The 1,495-nt window shown below is 67.8% G+C and carries 1 protein-coding gene; it reads right to left on the bottom strand.

The window, feature by feature from the left end:
- Positions 1-66: 66 nt before the first annotated feature.
- Positions 67-1,449, bottom strand: a complete 1,383-nt coding sequence (locus I5Q34_RS33050) for an IS256 family transposase (protein WP_234429905.1) — start codon at positions 1,447-1,449, stop codon at positions 67-69.
- Positions 1,450-1,495: the final 46 nt, after the last annotated feature.

Raw genomic sequence — 1,495 nt, 5'->3', positions numbered from 1 at the left:
GGGAGTATCACGAATGCGGTGTTCACCACTCGGTTGGAGTAGAGGTTTCTCGTTGATCTGACCGGCCTATACCCGTCCGGCCGAGAGTCGTCCGTCGAAGGCGATGTCGAATGCGTTCATCGCCTCCATCCAGCGGCTGGTCCACCGCTTGCGGCCGCGGCCGGTGGGATCGAGGGCGAGCGTGGTCAGGTAGAGCCGCTTGAGGGCAGCGGTCTCGTTGGGGAAGTGTCCGCAGGCGTTGGCCGAGCGCCGGTAGCGGGCGTTCAGGGATTCGATCGCGTTGGTCGTCGAGACGATCTTCCGGATCGGGGCCGGGAAGCCGAGGAAGGGCACCACCTCGCTCCATGACCGCTCCCACGCGCGGACCGCGGCCGGATACTTGGCCTCCCACTTCTCGCTGAACTCGGCGAGCCGGGCGAGGGCTTCGTCCTCGTTGGCGGCGGTGTAGACCGGCTTGAGGTCGCGGGCGGCGGCGTCCCAGTCCGCGCGCGAGATGTATCGCAGAGTTGTGCGAATGAGGTGAACGATGCAGAGCTGGACCACCGTGGCGGGGAAGACGGTGTTGACCGCCTCGGGCAGGCCCTTGAGTCCGTCGCAGACGAGCATCAGCACATCGCGCACGCCCCGGTTCTGCAGCTCGGCGAGGATGTTCTGCCAGTATTTGGCGCCCTCGCCGCCGTCTCCGGCCCACAGTCCGAGGATCTCCCGGTGGCCGTCACAGGTCACGGCGAGTACGACGTAGACCGGACGGTTCGCCACCGCGCCATCGCGGATCTTGACGTTCACGCAGTCGACGAACAGGACCGGATAGACGGGATCGAGCGGGCGCGTGCGCCAGTCCGCCATCGAATCCAGGGCTTTGTCCGTGATGGTGGAGACCGTCTCCTTGGATGTCTCCATCCCGTACGTCTCGGCGAGATGCGCGACGATCTCCCCGGACGTGAGTCCCTTCGCGGTCAGCGAGAGGACCATCTCGTCCAGGCCGCCGGTCCGCCGCGCGTACTTCGGCAGCAGGCTGGAGGCGAAGGTGCCCAGCCGGTCCCTGGGGACCTGCACCGTCACGGCGCCGACCTCCGTCATGACCTTCCTGGTCCGGCAGCCGTTGCGGGCATTGCCCCCGGACCGGGAGCCCCGGCCACCGGTGCGGCCGGCCTCCTCGGCCAAGTGCCGGTCCATCTCCGCCTCGACGGCGGCCTGCATGAGATGCCTGGTCAGCTCGACGAGCAGGCCGCCCTCGCCCATCAGCTTCAGCCCGCCGTCGCGGACCTTGACCTCGGCGAGTTCGGCCAGCTCGTCGAGCAGGCGCGGGCTCAGCCCGTGCGCGGCCGCCGCCTCACGGCTCAGAGTCGTTGCTTTCGATGCCACACCGGCACCGTCAACGTCGCTGTCCAGCACCGCAACCGACACGCCGTCAGCGTCCTCGATCAGGTGACCGTTCTCCGTGTCCATCAGGGGTCCCTTCTGAGCAGGCGCCCACCTGATTCATGACACTCCC

Origin of the sequence: Streptomyces sp. AV19 (assembly GCF_015999245.1) — a bacterium.
In the GTDB taxonomy this organism is placed as follows: Bacteria; Actinomycetota; Actinomycetes; order Streptomycetales; family Streptomycetaceae; genus Streptomyces.
This window is presented reverse-complemented; position numbering and strand designations above follow the sequence as displayed.